The organism is Lelliottia sp. F153 (assembly GCF_002870005.1).
GTDB classification, from domain to species: Bacteria; Pseudomonadota; Gammaproteobacteria; order Enterobacterales; family Enterobacteriaceae; genus Enterobacter; species Enterobacter nimipressuralis.
Window position 1 is genome coordinate 1292351 of sequence record NZ_PKFT01000001.1, and the last position, 17362, is coordinate 1309712.

15 protein-coding genes are annotated in these 17362 nt (G+C 53.8%); 4 read left to right on the forward strand and 11 right to left on the reverse strand.

Annotation, left to right across the window (positions count from 1 at the left end; translation table 11 throughout):
• Positions 1-83: 83 nt before the first annotated feature.
• Positions 84-1268: an amidohydrolase gene (locus tag F153LOC_RS06155; protein WP_102104288.1), complete on the reverse strand. Its 1185-nt coding sequence runs from the start codon at positions 1266-1268 to the stop codon at positions 84-86.
• A gap of 15 nt (positions 1269-1283) precedes the next feature.
• Positions 1284-2474, reverse strand: coding sequence for an MFS transporter (locus F153LOC_RS06160; protein WP_102104289.1), 1191 nt, complete (start codon positions 2472-2474; stop codon positions 1284-1286).
• Between the two features lie 191 nt (positions 2475-2665).
• Here F153LOC_RS06160 and F153LOC_RS06165 point away from each other — a divergent pair, with 191 nt between their 5' ends.
• From F153LOC_RS06165 to queC, 3 genes are all read left to right on the forward strand, one after another.
• Entirely contained in the window at positions 2666-3577 is a 912-nt protein-coding gene (locus F153LOC_RS06165) for a LysR substrate-binding domain-containing protein (protein ID WP_100777398.1), read from the forward strand.
• A gap of 20 nt (positions 3578-3597) precedes the next feature.
• The gene (locus F153LOC_RS06170) at positions 3598-5298 is read left to right on the forward strand and encodes an SgrR family transcriptional regulator (RefSeq protein WP_102104290.1); all 1701 of its coding nucleotides are present in this window, start codon (positions 3598-3600) and stop codon (positions 5296-5298) included.
• A gap of 67 nt (positions 5299-5365) precedes the next feature.
• Complete coding sequence (gene queC / locus F153LOC_RS06175; protein ID WP_102104291.1) at positions 5366-6061, forward strand: 7-cyano-7-deazaguanine synthase QueC; 696 nt, start codon at positions 5366-5368, stop codon at positions 6059-6061.
• A gap of 43 nt (positions 6062-6104) precedes the next feature.
• Here queC and F153LOC_RS06180 read toward each other — a convergent pair whose 3' ends face one another.
• The 9 genes from F153LOC_RS06180 to bolA all read right to left on the reverse strand — a co-directional run bounded on the left by F153LOC_RS06180 (position 6105) and on the right by bolA (position 16476).
• On the reverse strand, positions 6105-6503 hold the full coding sequence (locus F153LOC_RS06180; RefSeq protein ID WP_095281007.1) for a YbgC/FadM family acyl-CoA thioesterase: 399 nt from the start codon (positions 6501-6503) through the stop codon (positions 6105-6107).
• 98 nt (positions 6504-6601) lie between these two features.
• Entirely contained in the window at positions 6602-6988 is a 387-nt protein-coding gene (locus tag F153LOC_RS06185; protein WP_102104292.1) for a helix-hairpin-helix domain-containing protein, read from the reverse strand.
• 148 nt (positions 6989-7136) lie between these two features.
• On the reverse strand, positions 7137-9011 hold the full coding sequence (gene ppiD / locus F153LOC_RS06190; RefSeq protein WP_102104293.1) for a peptidylprolyl isomerase: 1875 nt from the start codon (positions 9009-9011) through the stop codon (positions 7137-7139).
• Positions 9012-9222: 211 nt separating this feature from the next.
• A complete protein-coding gene (gene hupB / locus F153LOC_RS06195) occupies positions 9223-9495 on the reverse strand; it encodes a nucleoid-associated protein HU-beta (RefSeq protein WP_010428111.1) in 273 nt (90 codons plus the stop codon).
• 210 nt (positions 9496-9705) lie between these two features.
• Positions 9706-12060 (reverse strand): endopeptidase La, encoded by a 2355-nt coding sequence (gene lon, locus F153LOC_RS06200; protein ID WP_102104294.1) that lies wholly within the window; start codon positions 12058-12060, stop codon positions 9706-9708.
• 181 nt (positions 12061-12241) lie between these two features.
• Positions 12242-13516 carry an ATP-dependent protease ATP-binding subunit ClpX gene (gene clpX / locus F153LOC_RS06205; RefSeq protein WP_095281003.1) on the reverse strand — a complete coding sequence of 425 codons (1275 nt, stop codon included), beginning with the start codon at positions 13514-13516 and terminating at the stop codon, positions 12242-12244.
• Between the two features lie 126 nt (positions 13517-13642).
• Positions 13643-14266, reverse strand: a complete 624-nt coding sequence (clpP, locus tag F153LOC_RS06210; RefSeq protein WP_003021624.1) for an ATP-dependent Clp endopeptidase proteolytic subunit ClpP — start codon at positions 14264-14266, stop codon at positions 13643-13645.
• A gap of 260 nt (positions 14267-14526) precedes the next feature.
• Positions 14527-15825: a trigger factor gene (tig, locus tag F153LOC_RS06215; RefSeq protein ID WP_100777404.1), complete on the reverse strand. Its 1299-nt coding sequence runs from the start codon at positions 15823-15825 to the stop codon at positions 14527-14529.
• Between the two features lie 333 nt (positions 15826-16158).
• A complete protein-coding gene (gene bolA / locus F153LOC_RS06220) occupies positions 16159-16476 on the reverse strand; it encodes a transcriptional regulator BolA (protein ID WP_100777405.1) in 318 nt (105 codons plus the stop codon).
• A 305-nt stretch (positions 16477-16781) separates the two neighbouring features.
• Here bolA and F153LOC_RS06225 point away from each other — a divergent pair, with 305 nt between their 5' ends.
• Positions 16782-17360 carry a lipoprotein gene (locus F153LOC_RS06225; protein ID WP_100777406.1) on the forward strand — a complete coding sequence of 193 codons (579 nt, stop codon included), beginning with the start codon at positions 16782-16784 and terminating at the stop codon, positions 17358-17360.
• Positions 17361-17362 lie beyond the last annotated feature (2 nt).

Consider the following 17362-nt stretch of genomic DNA (forward strand, 5'->3'; position numbering starts at 1 on the left):
GTGAATAGATGATTATTATTGTTCCGGGTTTTTTACAGGCGTAAAAAAACGCTGCGGTTGCAGCGTTTTGATGGGGGAGAGTGTCAGGCGTGATTAAGAAGCAGGTGCTGAATAAATCCAACATGCAGTCTGACGCCCGTCTGCAACGCCGCTTCATCCAGACGGAATCGCGGATTATGTACGCCGTAGGTCGCCCCGATGTGCTCATTGCCGCTGCCGATAAACAAGAAGCAGCCCGGTACTTTTTGCTGATAGGAAGAGAAATCTTCGCCACCGAACAGGGGATGCGCAATCTCCCGCAGTGCCTGATCGCCGAGCGTCGCGCTAATCACTTTGCGGGCAATCGCACAGGCCTCGGGATGGTTATTGCCGCTGGCGTAACCCCGCGTCCAGTTTAGGGTAAACTGCGCGCCGTGCGCGGCGGTAATGCCCGCAATAATTTGCTCCATCTGCTGTGGCACCTGCTGACGCACGCTGTCGTGATGGGTTCGCAACGTCCCTGCCAGTTTGATGCGCTCCGGGATGACGTTATAGCTTTCGCCGCTCTGGAAGGTGGCGATGGTCAGGACCGGTACCTGAAGCGGATCGGTGCGACGTGACACCACATTCTGCAGGGCCGTCACCACTTCCGCGCCGATCACCACCGGATCAAGGCACAGATGCGGCATGGAGCCATGCCCGCCCTTGCCCACAATGGTGATATCAAAATTATCCGTTGAGGCGCAGAAGACGCCCTCTTTCAGCCCGACTTCACCCGTCGGGAAATTCGGCATCACGTGCAGCCCGAAGATTTTTTCCACCCCGTCGAGCACCCCGAGATCAACCAGCTCCTGCGCGCCTCCCGGCGGCACCTCTTCGGCGTGCTGGAAGATAAAGCGCACCGAGCCATGCAGCATCGACTGGCACTGTGTCAGCACTTTCGCCGCCCCGAGCAGCATGGCGGCATGCGCATCATGGCCGCAGGCATGCATTACGCCCGGCACCGTCGAACAAAAGGGTTCGTCGTTCTCTTCCTGGATGGGCAGCGCGTCAATATCGGCACGCAGCGCGTAGCATGGCCCGTCATACGCCCCTTTCAGATCGGCAATAACGCTGTTGGGCGTCAGGCGCGTCAGCGTTAAACCGCCAAAACTGGCCAGCGCATCGGCAATATAGTCCGCCGTTTTATGCTCCTGAAATGAAAGCTCTGGATGAGCATGAATGTGTCTGCGCCAGCGCAAAACGTCCTCTTTCACTTCAGCCAGCATCCCTTCAATCGTAAATGCCATCACATGTCTCCTCAGTTAAGCCGCATCGCTCAAAGCGGGGCGCGTTTTCAGCGCCAGCGGCAACATGGCAAGCCCGGCAACCACCATTGCCAGCGCCAGAAAAACAAACGTCGAGAGGTAGTCGCGACTGACGGTAATCAAATACCCCATTGCAATCGGGGCGACAAAACCGCCCAGCGTCCCACCGGTGTTGATAATCCCCATCGCCGCGCCCATCACCTCCGGTGGCAGTCGTTTCATGGGTAAGGTAAATACGGTCACGAAAGCGGCCATCAGGAAAACATAACCAAAGAACAGCAGCAGCCCGGCGGTGAACGCCGAAGTGGAGGTGTAGACCAGCCAGATGCAGACTGCGCTTAGCAATGCGCAGCAAAAAATCACTTTTGGCTCCCTCCCCTGCATATAGCGCCCCACCAGCCATCCCGTCGCCAGCGACGAGATCCAGATACCCAGCCCTCCGGCGGCCACCACCAGCCCGGAAATATCCAGCGACATTCCACGCTGCTGCACCAGATATTTCGGCAGCCACGCCATCAGGCCGTAGGACGGAATGTTGATGCAGAAGATCGCGACAAACAGCAGCACCACGATGGGATTTTTCAGCAGCTCACGATAGTCAGTGACTGCGCCGGAGTGCGGTTTGACCGGTGTCGGATTCGGCACCCACAGCATAATGGCGACGGCAATCGCAAAGGCCAGCAGACCGAGGATCGAAAAAGAGCCGCGCCAGCCGAGGGAATTCAGGCTGTAGACCGCAATCAGCGGCCCGGCGGTCATGGCGAAGCCAGCCGATGAGAGCAAAATCGACTGGGCGAAAGTTCTCTTCTCCAGGGAGAAGTTCGAGACCACCGCTTTGGCGCAGGAGCAGGGATAACCGGAATGCCCAATCCCGGATAAAAAACGAAAAGTGACCAGCAGCCCCAGGCCGAATCCCAGCATCCCAAAGCACAGGGCGAAGCCGCCGAGCAGACAGAGTGAGACGCTCAGCACTTTCTTGTAGCCGAAGCGATCGTTCAGCCAGCCTGCGGGGATTTGAAACAGGGAATAGGCGAGAAAGAAGATCCCGGTGATATAACCCAACTGCTCAGGCCGAAGATCAAATTCACGTTCAATGGGCAACAGCGCAAAACCCATCACCGTCTTGTCGAGATACACCACCACATAACCGACAAAGAGCAGGAAGATCATCAGGAAACGATTTTTCATAGCCGATATCCCTTTTGTTATCACCCCGCCAGAGAGTTGTCGACAGGTGAAATTAAAATGCGACATGCATCACATAACAGACTGAACAACAACAGATTATGTGGATTCTTCATCGACGTTAGCAGCTTTGCCACCCGGCCATAAGATACAATTTTTGTACAGGTGATACTTTTTACTGATAGGGGTACGGGTTGCGCTATCTGCCGAAATTACAGCAACTGAAGGTTTTCCAGCAGGTTATCCGCAGCGGCAGCATTCGCGGTGCGGCCAGAGCCTTAGGGCAATCTCAACCGGCGGTCAGCAGAACGCTGCGCGAACTGGAACAGACTCTGGAGACGCGCCTGATTGTGCGCGGGAATCAGGGGATGACGCTGACGGAAACCGGGCGGGCCTTTTCTCAGCGGATGCAGTTTATTCTGGAGGAGCTGGAGCGAGCGGCCGATGAAATTCGCCAGATCGATCAGTTTTCCCAGGGGGCGGTGGCGATGGGCATTTCCTCTCTGCTGGCCCTGACGGTCTTTCCGGCACTAAACGACGCCTTCCGGACACAGCTTCCTCACTCTACGCTGCTGGTAAAAGAGGGGCAGCTTTCGATGCTGTTGCCCGCGCTGCGGGAGGGACGACTGGATTTCGCCGTCGGGACGGCAGGCCCAGGCTTACCCCTGGACGATCTCGTGCGCGAGCCGCTGTTCAATGCCTCCTTCGGCATTATTGCCCGCAAAGGCCATCCTCTGGCGCAGGCCACCACCTTCGATGCATTGCAAAATGCTCGCTGGGTATTGCCGGAGACCGATATGGGGTATTACCAGCAGCTTCGGCTTTCAGCGAACGATTTTCTGCCACAGCTGGCGGAAACGCCCGTGCGCACGGACTCGATGATCTCAGGGCTGAGTCTGGTGTTACAGTCGGATTATCTGACCATTGTGGCGCGTGCGATGCAGGCTCCGTTCGGTTTACAGGATCAGCTCTGCCTGCTGAATATTGACGGCCTTCCGCAAGCCGAGTATCACGTGCTGTATTCGCAAAAATCGCCGCTGACGTTCGCGGCGCGCCGACTGCTGGATCTGCTGCGTCATCATTGTCAGGCGTATGACTGGCACTAACTTTTCAACGGGCACCGAAGATGCGTCAACTCAACAGACTGAATCAGTTTCAACGCCTCTGGCAGCCCTCTGCCGGTGAGCCGCAGCAAATTACCGTCGCGGAACTGGCGGAACGCTGCTTTTGCAGCGAGCGGCACGTGCGTACGCTGTTGCGCCAGGCGCAGGAGGCTGGGTGGCTGAGCTGGAGGGCACAGTCCGGGCGAGGCAAACGCGGCACATTAACCTTTCACGTCACCCCTGACCGCCTGCGCAATGAGATGATGGAGCAGGCGCTGATGCGCGGGCAACAGCACGATGCCCTAGAGCTGGCGCAGCTGGCCGCACCGGAGCTGCGCGCCTTACTGCACCCTTTCCTCGGCGGCCAGTGGCAAAACGATACGCCCACGTTGCGGATACCCTACTACCGCTCCCTTGATCCGCTCCATTCGGGCTTTTTGCCGGGACGCGCGGAACAGCACCTGGTCGGACAGGTCTTTTCCGGGCTGACGCGCTTTGACGACGACAGCCGCGAACCTGCCGGGGATCTTGCCCATCACTGGGAAGTGTCAACTGATGGCTTACGCTGGCATTTTTACATCCGTTCGACGTTGCACTGGCACAACGGCGATAAGGTCGAAACCGCACAGCTGCGCGCGAGCCTGCTCGAACTCTTTGCCCTTCCCGCCCTGCGACGGTTGTTTAACAGCGTGCTGAACGTTGAGGTAACGCATCCCCAGTGCCTCACCTTTGTATTGCATCAGCCTGATTACTGGCTGGCGCATCGCCTGGCGAGTTATTGCAGCCGCCTCGCCCATCCGGAGCGTCCCCTGACGGGCTGCGGCCCGTTCCGGTTGACGGTGTTTGAACCCGATCTGGTGCGCCTGGAAAGCCATGAGCAATACCATCTCAGCCACCCGTTGATCAAAGCCATTGAATACTGGATCACTCCGCAACTGTTTGAGCAGGATTTAGGCACCAGCTGTCGTCATCCGGTACAAATCGCGATAGGGCAGCCGGACGAACTGGCTAATCTGCGTCTGGTCAGCAGCAGCACCAGTCTTGGCTTTTGCTATCTCACGCTGAAGCAGAGTGGCCGCCTGAGTAAAAGACAGGCGCAGCGGCTCATCACGATTATCCATCACACGACGCTTCTGCACACCCTGCCACTGGATGAAAACCTGATTACCCCCGCGCACGAATTGCTGCCGGGCTGGACCATTCCCGAATGGCCGCAGTTGCGGGATGTTCCTCTCCCCGACACGCTGACCCTGATTTACCATTTGCCCGTTGAATTGCACACCATGGCTGAACAGCTCAAACAGTATCTGGCAAAGCAGGGTTGTACGCTCAACGTCATTTTCCATGATGCTAAAACCTGGGACGGCTGCGGCAATCTGGCCGAAGCGGATCTGATGATGGGTGACAGACTGATCGGCGAAGCGCCGGGATACACGCTTGAGCAGTGGCTGCGCTGCGATACCCTGTGGCCGCATCTGCTCAGCGCGCCTCAGTATGCTCATCTTCAGGCAACACTGGATGCGGTACAGACGCAGGTCAGCGAGCACACGCGGCACAGCGGTTTGCAGTCGATTTTCACCCACCTGATGGAGAATGCGGTTTTAACGCCTCTCTTTAACTATCAGTATCAAATCAGCGCGCCGCCGGGAGTGAACGGTATTCGCCTTAATACCCGCGGCTGGTTTGATTTTTCGCAGGCCTGGCTTCCTGCCCCGAACGCGTGAAGAAGCTGGTCGCCAGGTGTGCCAGACGTTACCATATTGTTTTTACCGATACTGTTGAGACCTATTTATGAAACGTGCCGTCGTCGTGTTCAGCGGAGGACAGGATTCCACCACCTGTCTGGTTCAGGCCCTGCATCAATATGATGAAGTGCATTGTGTGACGTTTGATTATGGTCAGCGCCATCGCGCTGAAATCGACGTGGCCCGCGAACTGGCGCTGAAACTGGGCGCACGTGCGCATAAAGTGCTGGACGTCACGCTGTTAAACGAACTGGCTGTCAGCAGCCTGACGCGCGACAGTATTCCTGTCCCTGACTATGAGCCTGATGCCAGCGGCATTCCCAATACCTTTGTACCGGGCCGCAATATCCTGTTCCTGACGCTCACCGCGATTTATGCCTACCAGGTAAAAGCGGAGGCGATCATCACCGGCGTGTGCGAAACCGATTTTTCCGGCTACCCGGATTGCCGCGACGAGTTCGTGAAAGCGCTTAATCACGCCGTGGATCTGGGTATGGCAAAAGAGATTCGCTTTGAAACGCCGCTGATGTGGCTCGATAAAGCCGAGACCTGGGCGTTAGCCGATTACTGGGGCAAACTGGATCTGGTGCGTAATGAAACGCTGACCTGCTACAACGGCATTAAAGGCGACGGCTGTGGGCAATGTGCCGCCTGTAACCTGCGCGCCAACGGTCTGAATCATTACCTTGCCGATAAGCCTGCAGTGATGGCGCTGATGAAGAAAAAAATCGGGCTGAAATAAGCCCTGGCGCGGCCGGGTGAAGGACATTCACCCGGTCGCAACATTATTCGATTAACAGATCGAGCTTCTCGCGTAACTCGCCTTCTAACGGTAGCGCTTTCTGCGTTTTTAAATCAATGCAGACAAAGGTAATCAGCGCATCAGCCACCACCTGCCCTTCCGGGTCCAGCGTCACGACCTGACTCAACACGCCGCTTTTACCGTTTAACTGCTGCAACTGGCTCGTCACCGTCAGGCGATCGCCCAGCACCGCAGGACGGCGGTAATTGATATTGATATTGGCAACCACAAAAGCGATGTTGTGCGCCGTGAGCCACTGGAAGCTTTCGCTGTTTTCCAGCCCGTCCCAGCGAGCCTCTTCGAGGAATTCGAGATAACGAGCATTATTCACATGCTGGTAAACATCGAGATGGTAACCGCGTACTTTGATCTGAGTCTGCATAGCGCACTAGCCCTGAAATTGTTATAGGATGAGAGGTCATAACTGGTATGACCTCTTTATCCTGGCAAAATTTTGCCACTGTGCAAGTTATTGTGTGATTACAGTGTCAGGTGCGTGAGGTTGCGCTCAACCAGCGCGTTACCGATCCCCGGTACCTGCTTCAGATCGTCGACGGTTTTAAACGGACCGTATTCGTCACGATAGCCGACAATGGCCTGCGCTTTTTTCAGCCCAACGCCATTCATGACGCGCGCCAGATCTTCTGCCGAGGCAGAGTTGATGCTGACCCGGGTACCTTCGTCGTCAGTCGCTTTAGTGCTGGCGGTCGCCTTAGGCTGGGAAGCTGCCGCGTCCGGCGTGGTGGCTTCAGCCGTCGTCGCAACGGTATGCGCTTTCGCTGCCGGTGTCGCCGCCAGTGCGCTAAAACTCATCCCCGTTGTGGCGATCGCAAGCGTCATTAAAAGTGCTTTGATTCCATGTTTCATGCTGTTTTCTCCTTGTTTGTTGACAGCGAAGCCACAATACCCGCCCTCAAAAACAACAACAAACAGCAGATTTCAGAAATGGAAAAGGCCGCGTAAGCGGCCTTTAAATATTGCAGTGCGTTGCGAAAATCTGCGAGCAGCGCCGTAATTACTGCTGCTGCGTGATGATATCGCCCAGCTTGATTTTGGCATCTTTGCGCAGGTTGCTCATCAGTGCTTCGAAAGCGATCTGGGCGTTGTTCTGGGTGATGCCCTGAACCATCGCTTTTTTCTGCTCTTCCGGCATGGTGCCTGCTTTAACTTCGTCAAGCGCCAGCAGAACGATGTTGCCCTGCATGTCAGACGCCGTACCAAAGCTCGGTTTGTCTTTCGCAGGCAGGCTCAGACCAAATGCCGCCTGACTCACCGGGTCCTGACCTGTACGGCTCAGGGTTTTCGCCTCACCAAAGCTCAGACCCGCCGCTTTCAGCGCCGCATCACCTTTACCTGCTTTCAGCTCCGCCAGCAGTTTTTCTGCATCCAGCTTCGCCTGCTGTTCAGCTTTGGTGTGTTTGACCAGAGTAGCAATCTGATCTTTCACAGCATCCAGCGGTTTGATGGTTTCGGCTTTATGCTCCGCAATACGCAGAACAAACGCACGATCGCCGTCAACGGTGATGATGTCAGAGTTGCTGCCCGGCGTACCGTTCTCTCCGACCAGACCACCGTTGAAGATGGCATCGGCAACCGGTTTGAAGTTCAGCTCTTCAGGCAGGTTGTCGTGACCGAACCAGCTCGTTTCTACGGCTTTCACGCCAGCAGCCTGCTCAGCACCCGCCAGAGATTCGTTGTCATTGCTCGCCGCGTCGCTCACTTTCTGCTGCAGCGCGTAGTACGCATCCAGCGCTTTCTCTTGCTTCACTTTCGCGGCGATATCATCGCGAACGTCAGCCAGCGGTTTGGTTTTAGCAGGCTGGACATCATCCAGACGCGCCACCAGGAAACCGACAGAGGATTTGATCACACCGGACAACTGGCCTTTCTCTTTCAGGCCCGCGTTTTTCAGCTCATCTGGCGTGGTAGCGTCTTCCAGCCAGCCCATATCACCACCGTTTTTCGCAGAGATGATGTCGGTGGATTTCGATTTGGCCAGTGTCGCAAAGTCGGCGCCTGTAGCCAGCTCGTCGACAATCGCCTTAGCATCGGCTTCAGTTTTGGTCTGAATGACGCTGTAACGGTTACGCTGCGCCTGAGTGAACTGATCCTGGTGCTGGTCGTAGTAAGACTGTACTTCGCTGTCAGACGCTGTTTCCGGCATAGCTGCGGCGTCCAGCTTGATGTAGCTCACGCGGAACTGCTCAGGTGCGGTGAAGTTGTTTTTGTTCTGCTCGTAGTAGGCTTTGATCTCGTCGTCGCTGACTGACTGTTTTGCCGCCAGTGCGTTGACATCAATTGTTGCGGTGCGAACGACACGCTGCTGAGCCACCAGGGCTGCCAGCTCGTCGGTTTCGCCCTTAAGCATGAAATCGGTACCGACTACCGCGTTAATCAGTTGCTGAGTGGTCAGCTGATTACGCAGCGCCTGAGCGTATTGATCCGGCGTCATCCCCATCTGATTAACGATGGCGGTGTAGCGGGAGTTATCGAATTTACCGTTAGACTGGAAAGCCTGGGTCGCGAAAATGGCCTTTTTGACCTGCTCATCGCTGATGCCCAGTCCCAGGTGTCGGGAATACTGATCGAGCAGCGCTTCGTCGATAAGACGATTCACGGTCTGCTGACGGAGGGTTTTCATGTAGCCTTCGTTCGCTGCAAGCTCAGAGAACTGTTCGCCCAGCTGTTGCTGCATGCGATTACGTTCCCCGGCAAAGGCATTTTCAAACTGCCCGCGGCTGATTTCCTGGCCATTCACTTTCGCGGCGTAGTTGCTACTACCGCCAATCAGGTATCCACTCACACCGGTCAAAATAAACGACACGATAATGATACCGAAAATAATCTTGAGCACGAGACTGTTAGCAGCCGTGCGTAAGTTGTCCATCATGGTGAAACCACACTCCGCTGTAGGTGACTGGTGACCTCACGCTGGGGAAAATCCTGACCGCAGCGCGTAAGGTTGTATTGTGACAAGAAACCGGGGTAAATGTCAGCCCACAACGCGCATAAACTCGCATAAAGTCGCGCTGGACAAACAAAAAAGGCACATCAAATGATGCGCCCTTGTACTTTTCAACTTCCCTTGAACGAGAAAGCGATCAGTTTACTGCGTCTTTCAGTGCTTTACCTGCACGGAAACCTGGCACTTTAGCGGCAGCGATGGTGATCTCTTTACCGGTCTGAGGGTTGCGGCCAGTACGGGCAGCACGCTCTTTAACAGCAAAAGTACCAAAACCTACCAGCGCAACGTCATCCCCGGATTGCAGAGATTCAGTTACAGAGGCAATTAATGCATCTAACGCACGTCCAGCCGCAGCTTTAGAGATATCAGCACCCGCAGCAATTTTGTCAATCAGTTGAGATTTATTCACTGTTCTCTTCCTCTCTTTATAATTTATATCGCGCCTGAATCCTTCACGACGCGACCGCGCAGCAGTTATATCAGGCCTGCCATGACCTTACAACACCCGTTGTTGATGGCTAACCCAATCAGCAATCTAAATTAGCTATACAAAAAAAGGCTGGCAAGTGAGAAATCACCTGTCAGCCTTGTTTTTCTTAGCGCTCTTTGCGCGAGGTCACTATTTTGCGGTTACGACCTGCATTCCAGAGGGCTCATTCTGCAGCGCGAGGCTCAGAACTTCCTCAATGCGTTTCACCGGATGGATATCCAGATCGGCGATAACATTGTCAGGAATCTCTTCCAGATCACGTTTGTTCTCATGCGGGATCAATACGGTTTTAATACCACCGCGGTGAGCAGCCAGCAGTTTTTCTTTCAAACCACCGATCGGCAGCACCAGACCACGCAGCGTGATCTCACCCGTCATCGCCACATCAGCACGCACCGGGTTACCCGTCAGACAGGAGACCAGCGCGGTACACATCGCGATACCGGCACTTGGGCCGTCTTTCGGCGTAGCCCCTTCAGGAACGTGGACGTGAATGTCGCGTTTTTCGTAGAAGTCAGGATTAATACCCAGCTTCTCCGCACGCGCGCGGACCACGGTCAGCGCTGCCTGAATGGACTCCTGCATGACTTCGCCCAGAGAACCGGTGTACGTCAGCTTGCCTTTGCCTGGCACACAGGCGGTTTCGATGGTCAGCAGATCGCCGCCCACTTCCGTCCATGCCAGACCGGTCACCTGGCCCACGCGGTTTTCGTTATCAGCACGGCCATAATCAAAGCGCTGTACGCCCAGATATTCGTGCAGATTGTCGCCGTTGATCTCGATGTGCTTCAGGGATTTATCCAGCAGAAGCTGTTTAACCGCCTTACGACACAGTTTAGAGATTTCACGCTCAAGGCTACGCACGCCCGCTTCACGAGTGTAGTAACGAATAATGCTGATAATCGCACTGTCGTCGACCGTAATCTCGCTCTCTTTCAGCGCGTTACGCTCAATCTGTTTCGACAACAGATGGCGCTTGGCAATGTTCAGTTTTTCGTCTTCGGTGTAACCGGACAGACGGATCACTTCCATACGATCCAGCAGCGGAGCCGGAATGTTCATGGAGTTGGAGGTCGCTACGAACATCACATCGCTGAGATCGTAGTCCACTTCCAGATAGTGATCGCTGAACGCCACGTTCTGTTCTGGATCTAACACTTCAAGCAGAGCAGACGCCGGATCGCCACGCATGTCCGAAGACATTTTGTCGATCTCATCGAGCAGGAACAGCGGGTTTTTAACGCCCACTTTCGCCATTTTCTGAATCAGTTTACCCGGCATGGAGCCGATGTACGTGCGACGGTGACCGCGAATTTCCGCTTCATCACGCACGCCGCCGAGCGCCATACGGATGTATTTACGTCCGGTAGCTTTGGCGATGGACTGACCCAGAGAGGTTTTACCCACACCAGGAGGCCCTACCAGGCACAGAATCGGGCCTTTCAGCTTGTTCACACGGCTCTGAACCGCAAGATACTCAAGGATGCGGTCTTTGACGCGCTCAAGCCCGTAGTGGTCGGTATCGAGGATCTCTTGCGCCTGACGCAGGTCTTTTTTGACCTTGCTACGGGCATTCCACGGTACCTGTACCATCCATTCGATATAGCCGCGAACCACGGTCGCTTCGGCCGACATCGGAGACATCATTTTCAGCTTCTGCAGTTCTGCTTCGGCTTTCTCTTTTGCCTCTTTCGGCATTTTCGCCGCGTCGATCTTACGCTTCAGCGCTTCGTTTTCGTCTGGGGCGTCGTCCATCTCGCCGAGTTCTTTCTGAATGGCTTTCATTTGCTCGTTCAGATAGTACTCGCGCTGGGATTTCTCCATCTGCTTTTTGACGCGGTTGCGAATGCGTTTCTCAACCTGCAGCAGATCGATTTCGGATTCCATCATCGCCATCAGATATTCCAGACGCTCGTTCACGTCTGACATCTCCAGCACGGACTGTTTATCAGCCAGCTTTAGCGGCATGTGTGCAGCGATGGTGTCCGCCAGACGCGCAGGATCGTCGATGCTATTAAGCGACGTCAGCACTTCTGGTGGGATTTTTTTGTTCAGCTTGATATAGCCTTCAAACTGGCTAATCGTCGTGCGCACCAGCACTTCCTGCTCGCGCTCGTCGAGCTGCGGCGACTCAAGGTACTCCGCTTTGGCAGAGAAGTGTTCGCCATCATCAGAAAGCGTAGTGATACGCGCACGCTGCAAGCCCTCTACCAGCACCTTCACGGTGCCGTCAGGCAGCTTCAGCATTTGCAAAATAGAGGCCACGGTCCCGACGGTGAAAAGATCGTTTACACCCGGCTCATCCGTTGATGCTTCTTTCTGCGCCACCAGCATGATTTTCTTATCATGATCCATGGCGGCTTCAAGGCAACGGATAGATTTTTCCCGCCCTACAAATAAGGGTATGACCATGTGCGGATAAACCACCACATCGCGCAGCGGCAATACGGGGATTTCAATGCGTTCAGAACGCTCAGGATTCATAGAGCTCTCTCTTAGTTTAGTGTCCGCCAGGTAAGCAGGTCATGTCACTGTGTTACACAACCATAAACATGTAACCAGTATATGGGGATGTTTCCCACACATTCAACGCTATGAATAAGGAAAAATAAAAGGGGAGATAAAATCCCCCCTTTTTGATTAACTGCTTGTATGATTTGGCTAATTATTCGCCAGACGCCTGCTGGGCTTCCGGTTTGCCATACATCAGCATTGGTTTAGATTGGCCGCTAATAACGGATTCGTCGATCACCACTTTTTCGACATCTTCCATGGACGGTAAATCGTACATGGTGTCGAGCAGCGCCGCTTCAACGATTGAGCGCAAACCACGCGCACCCGTTTTACGGACCATCGCTTTCTTCGCGATAGCGACCAGCGCTTCGTCACGGAACTCCAGATCCACGCCTTCCAGATTGAACAATGCCTGATACTGCTTGGTCAGCGCATTTTTCGGCTCTTTCAGGATCTGAATCAGCGCATCTTCACTCAGCTCATTCAGCGTTGCCACTACCGGCAGACGACCGATGAATTCAGGAATCAGACCAAACTTGATCAAATCTTCTGGCTCAACCTGCGACAGCAGTTCGCCTTCGTTCGCTTTCTCGGACTTGGCTTTCACCGTCGCGCCAAAACCAATGCCGGAGCCGGTTTCAACACGGTTGGCGATCACTTTATCCAGCCCTGCGAACGCGCCACCGCAGATGAACAGGATCTTAGAGGTATCAACCTGCAAGAACTCCTGCTGCGGATGTTTGCGTCCACCCTGCGGTGGAACGGCGGCAACTGTACCTTCGATAAGCTTCAGGAGAGCCTGCTGCACGCCTTCGCCCGATACGTCACGGGTGATGGACGGGTTATCGGATTTACGAGAGATTTTGTCGATCTCATCGATATATACGATACCGCGCTGGGCTTTCTGCACGTCGTAGTCACACTTCTGCAGCAGCTTCTGAATGATGTTTTCAACGTCTTCACCCACGTAACCGGCTTCGGTCAGCGTGGTAGCATCAGCCATGGTGAACGGAACATCCAGCAGACGTGCCAGCGTTTCGGCCAGCAGCGTTTTACCGGAACCCGTTGGGCCGATCAGCAAAATGTTACTTTTGCCAAGCTCAACGCCATTGCTGGTATCGCCGTTACGCAGACGTTTGTAGTGGTTGTACACTGCAACTGCCAGCACCTTTTTCGCCGGTTCCTGGCCGATAACGTAATCATCAAGATGATGACGGATCTCGTGCGGAGTCGGCAATGCGCTGCGCTCACGATGAGGCGCTACTTCTTTAATCTCTTCGCGGATAATGTCGTTACATAAATCGACACATTCGTCGCAGATATACACGGACGGCCCGGCAATCAGTTTTCGCACTTCATGCTGGCTTTTGCCGCAAAAAGAGCAGTACAGCAGTTTGCCCGAACCATCTTTGCGTTTATCTGTCATGAGTCCAAACCTCTTTTTAAGTTCTTTGTGCCGCACATGACGACGCAAATGCCATTCTCAGACGCAAGTTACTGTGAAGCAAAATGCCGCCTACCTTAGTATAGCGGCACACTCGCGCCGTGGGCATCAATTACGATGGGTCAAAATGGAGTCCACTAAGCCGTACTCAACTGCCTCTGATGCGGAGAGGAAGCGATCGCGCTCGGTATCACGCTCGATCTGCTCAAGTGATTGACCCGTGTGGTGCGCCATAAGTTCATTCATGCGCCCTTTCACTTTCAGAATTTCACGCGCATGAATTTCAATGTCTGTCGCCTGGCCCTGGTATCCGCCCAGCGGCTGGTGAATCATCACGCGGGAATTTGGCAGACAGAAACGTTTGCCTTTTGCCCCTGCGGTCAGCAGGAACGCACCCATCGATGCCGCCTGCCCCATACAAATGGTGCTGACGTCAGGCTTGATGAACTGCATGGTGTCATAAATGGACATCCCGGCAGTGATCACGCCGCCAGGGGAGTTAATATACAGGTAAATGTCTTTTTCCGGGTTTTCCGCTTCCAGGAACAGCATCTGCGCCACGATCAGGTTCGCCATATGGTCTTCCACCTGGCCGGTCAGAAAGATAACGCGTTCCTTGAGCAGACGGGAATAGATATCAAAAGAACGTTCACCGCGAGAGGTCTGTTCAATAACCATTGGCACCAGAGCCATATGGGGTGCAAAGTTATCTCGTTCGCCACTGTATGACATTTCCGTCTCCTGGATAAAAATTGGAAAATACCTGCTGTACTGATTGTAACCTTATGGACGGATTATCAGCCAGTCTCATTCATCGTGATTACACACTTATGGGGACGGCATCGCCATATTTCAAGCATAACAATCTTTTGTTGTAACGCTAACACCGAAAGGGCGTTTTAGCACTCTTCCTGGGCTATTACTGCGATAAAAAAAACCCGTTACCAAATGGCAACGGGTTTTTGTTCAAACTTTAAACCGTTGGGGCAGAATTACGCCTGCTGGTTCATCAGTTCGTTGAAAGAAGTGGCTTTTTCAGTCACTTTTGCTTTAGCCAGAACCGCTTCAACAGCCTGCTCTTCCAGGGCTACGTTGCGCATGTTGTCCATCAGCTCTTTGTTGCTGCCGTAGAACTCAACCACTTCACGCGGATCTTCGTAAGCAGAAGCCATCTCTTCGATCAGGCCTTTCACGCGATCTTCGTCAGCTTTCAACTCGTGGGTACGAATCACTTCGCCCAGCAGCAGACCGACTACAACGCGGCGTTTAGCCTGCTCTTCGAACAGTTCGCGAGGCAGTTCCAGCGCTTGCTGCTGGTTGCCACCGAAGCGCTGTGCAGCCTGGCGACGCAGAACGTCGATTTCGCTGTCAATCAGTGCTGCAGGAACGTCGATTTCGTTCGCTTTCACCAGACCTTCGATAGCCTGAGATTTCACACGGTTACGCACGGCGCCGTTCAGCTCGCGCTCCATGTTTTTACGCACTTCTGCGCGCAGACCGGCTACGGAGCCATCTTCAACGCCGAAACGTTTGATGAACTCTTCAGTCAGTTCTGGCAGTTCGCGCTCTTCAACTTTCTTCAGGTTGATAACGAACTTCGCTGCTTTACCTTTCAGGTTTTCAGCGTGGTATTCTTCAGGGAAGGTCACGTCGATGGTGAACTCTTCGCCCGCTTTGTGGCCTTTGATACCGTCTTCGAAGCCTGGGATCATACGACCCTGGCCCATCGCCAGTACGAAGTCAGTCGCTTTGCCGCCTTCGAACTCTTCGCCGTCTACAGAGCCGGAGAAGTCGATGGTGACACGGTCTTCTGCTTCAACAGCGCCGTCTTTGTCTTTCCAGTTCGCCTGCTGCTTACGCAGAGTATCCAGCATGCCGTCAACGTCGGTGTCGGTCACTTCAACGATTGGTTTTTCAACTTCGATGGTGTCCAGACCTTTCAGCTCAACTTCTGGGTAAACTTCGAACTCTACGGAGTAGGTGAAGTCTTCGCCCAGTTTGTATTCGCCCGGAACGTAGTTCGGTGCGCCGGCTGGATTGATTTTTTCTTTGATGATGGCATCAATGAAGTTGCGGCTCATCAGGTCACCCAGCACGTCCTGGCGAACAGAAGCGCCATAACGCTGAGCAACGACATTCATCGGTACTTTACCCTTACGGAAGCCGTCAATACGTACTTTTTTTGCTACGTTGACCAGCTCGCTTTTCACAGCAGTTTCGATGCTGTCAGCAGCGATAGTAATCGTTACACGGCGGCCAAGGCCTTGAGTGGTTTCAACTGAAACTTGCATCTTGTTACCTCAAAAAAATCACAGTGCTCGGTCAACTCTGAATTTGTCTCGCAATACCGGGATGCTCACTATTTAGCAGATTCACATTCCCTGTCGCCAGAATCATCCCGAAGACATTCATTAAGACGCGGCATTATAGCGGCATCACTTGGGTGAGTCGAGAACGGTTGGGGCATCTAGCTGCGGCTTTTTTCACAATTTAAGGCTATTTTTGGCCTAAAATTCGCCCCACACGTTCAAAACGCAGACAAAACAAAACGGCCCGCAGGCCGTCTTGACATCATTCTGTATGCAACATACTGGAAAAACTCCAGCGGTTGCAACCCGGATCGATTACGCGATGCTTCCCGCACCCCGACAAGGTGGTGAGGCGAAGATCGTATCCTGCAACCCTTCCCACTCCTTAATGGTGTAGGTATGAAGGGCCAGCGCATGCACTGTGGAGGAGAGTTCTTCCGTCAACGTTCCGTAGATCATACGGTGACGATTAAGGAAGCGTTCCCCTACGAAGCGGTCGCTAACCAGTACAACTTTGAAATGGCTTTCAGAACCGGCCGGCACGTTATGACGGTAGCTCTCATCGACAACTTCGAGGAACACGGGATTAAACGCTGTCCTTAGTTTTTCTTCGATCTGTTCACGTATCATCATGATATTACTCCTCTGACAACGCTGAGATGTCACCCATCCCTTTAAATGTTAGCCGCTTTTACCGCTTCCATTACATCAAGACAACAAATATTTAGCTTTCGTCTGATTTCCTCATTCAAATGGATGAAGTTCACTGTCTCCCTCATACGTTTTGTCCCTGGTGCAGTAAAGAAAATGTCAGTGGTGGTCAGATTTCAGACAAGACGATGAATTTACATGCGTTGACCACTTCCCCTTGCCGTTAGCGATGTTATGATGGCGGCAATTTTTCTCTGTATATGCTAACGATCCGTTGAGAACCTGAAATGTTAAAAAAACTCTTCTTTCCGCTGGTAGCTCTCTTCATGCTGGCTGGTTGCGCCACTCCGCCGACCACCATTGACGTTTCGCCAAAAATTACCCTGCCACAGCAGGACCCGAGCCTGATGGGCGTCACCGTGAGCATCAACGGTGCCGATCAGCGTCAGGATCAAGCGCTGGCGAAAGTGACTCGCGACAACCAACAGGTAACGCTGACCGCTTCCCGCGACCTGCGCTTCCTGCTGCAGGAAGTGCTGGAAAAACAGATGACCGCTCGCGGTTACATGGTTGGTCCAAGCGGGGCTGTTGATCTGCAGATCATTGTCAACAATCTGTATGCCGACGTTTCTCAGGGCAACGTGCGTTACAATATCTCCACCAAAGCGGATATTGCCATCATCGCCACCGCGAAGAACGGCAACAAGATGAACAAAAACTATCGTGCAAGCTACTCGGTTGAAGGTGCCTTCCAGGCCTCCAACCAGAACATTGCTAACGCAGTGAATAGCGTGCTGACGGATACCATCGCCGACATGGCGCAGGACACCAGCATTCACGAATTCATCAAGCAGAACGCGCGTTAATC

Coding starts and splice junctions, on each gene's coding strand:
- F153LOC_RS06170 (WP_102104290.1), top strand. CDS start 3,598: ATGCGTCAACTCAACAGACTGAATCAGTTTCAACGCCTCTGGCAGCCC.
- F153LOC_RS06185 (WP_102104292.1), bottom strand. CDS start 6,988: ATGAAACATGGAATCAAAGCACTTTTAATGACGCTTGCGATCGCCACA.
- lon (WP_102104294.1), bottom strand. CDS start 12,060: ATGAATCCTGAGCGTTCTGAACGCATTGAAATCCCCGTATTGCCGCTG.
- F153LOC_RS06160 (WP_102104289.1), bottom strand. CDS start 2,474: ATGAAAAATCGTTTCCTGATGATCTTCCTGCTCTTTGTCGGTTATGTG.
- F153LOC_RS06225 (WP_100777406.1), top strand. CDS start 16,782: ATGTTAAAAAAACTCTTCTTTCCGCTGGTAGCTCTCTTCATGCTGGCT.
- ppiD (WP_102104293.1), bottom strand. CDS start 9,011: ATGATGGACAACTTACGCACGGCTGCTAACAGTCTCGTGCTCAAGATT.
- clpP (WP_003021624.1), bottom strand. CDS start 14,266: ATGTCATACAGTGGCGAACGAGATAACTTTGCACCCCATATGGCTCTG.
- bolA (WP_100777405.1), bottom strand. CDS start 16,476: ATGATGATACGTGAACAGATCGAAGAAAAACTAAGGACAGCGTTTAAT.
- queC (WP_102104291.1), top strand. CDS start 5,366: ATGAAACGTGCCGTCGTCGTGTTCAGCGGAGGACAGGATTCCACCACC.
- tig (WP_100777404.1), bottom strand. CDS start 15,825: ATGCAAGTTTCAGTTGAAACCACTCAAGGCCTTGGCCGCCGTGTAACG.
- F153LOC_RS06155 (WP_102104288.1), bottom strand. CDS start 1,268: ATGGCATTTACGATTGAAGGGATGCTGGCTGAAGTGAAAGAGGACGTT.
- F153LOC_RS06180 (WP_095281007.1), bottom strand. CDS start 6,503: ATGCAGACTCAGATCAAAGTACGCGGTTACCATCTCGATGTTTACCAG.
- clpX (WP_095281003.1), bottom strand. CDS start 13,516: ATGACAGATAAACGCAAAGATGGTTCGGGCAAACTGCTGTACTGCTCT.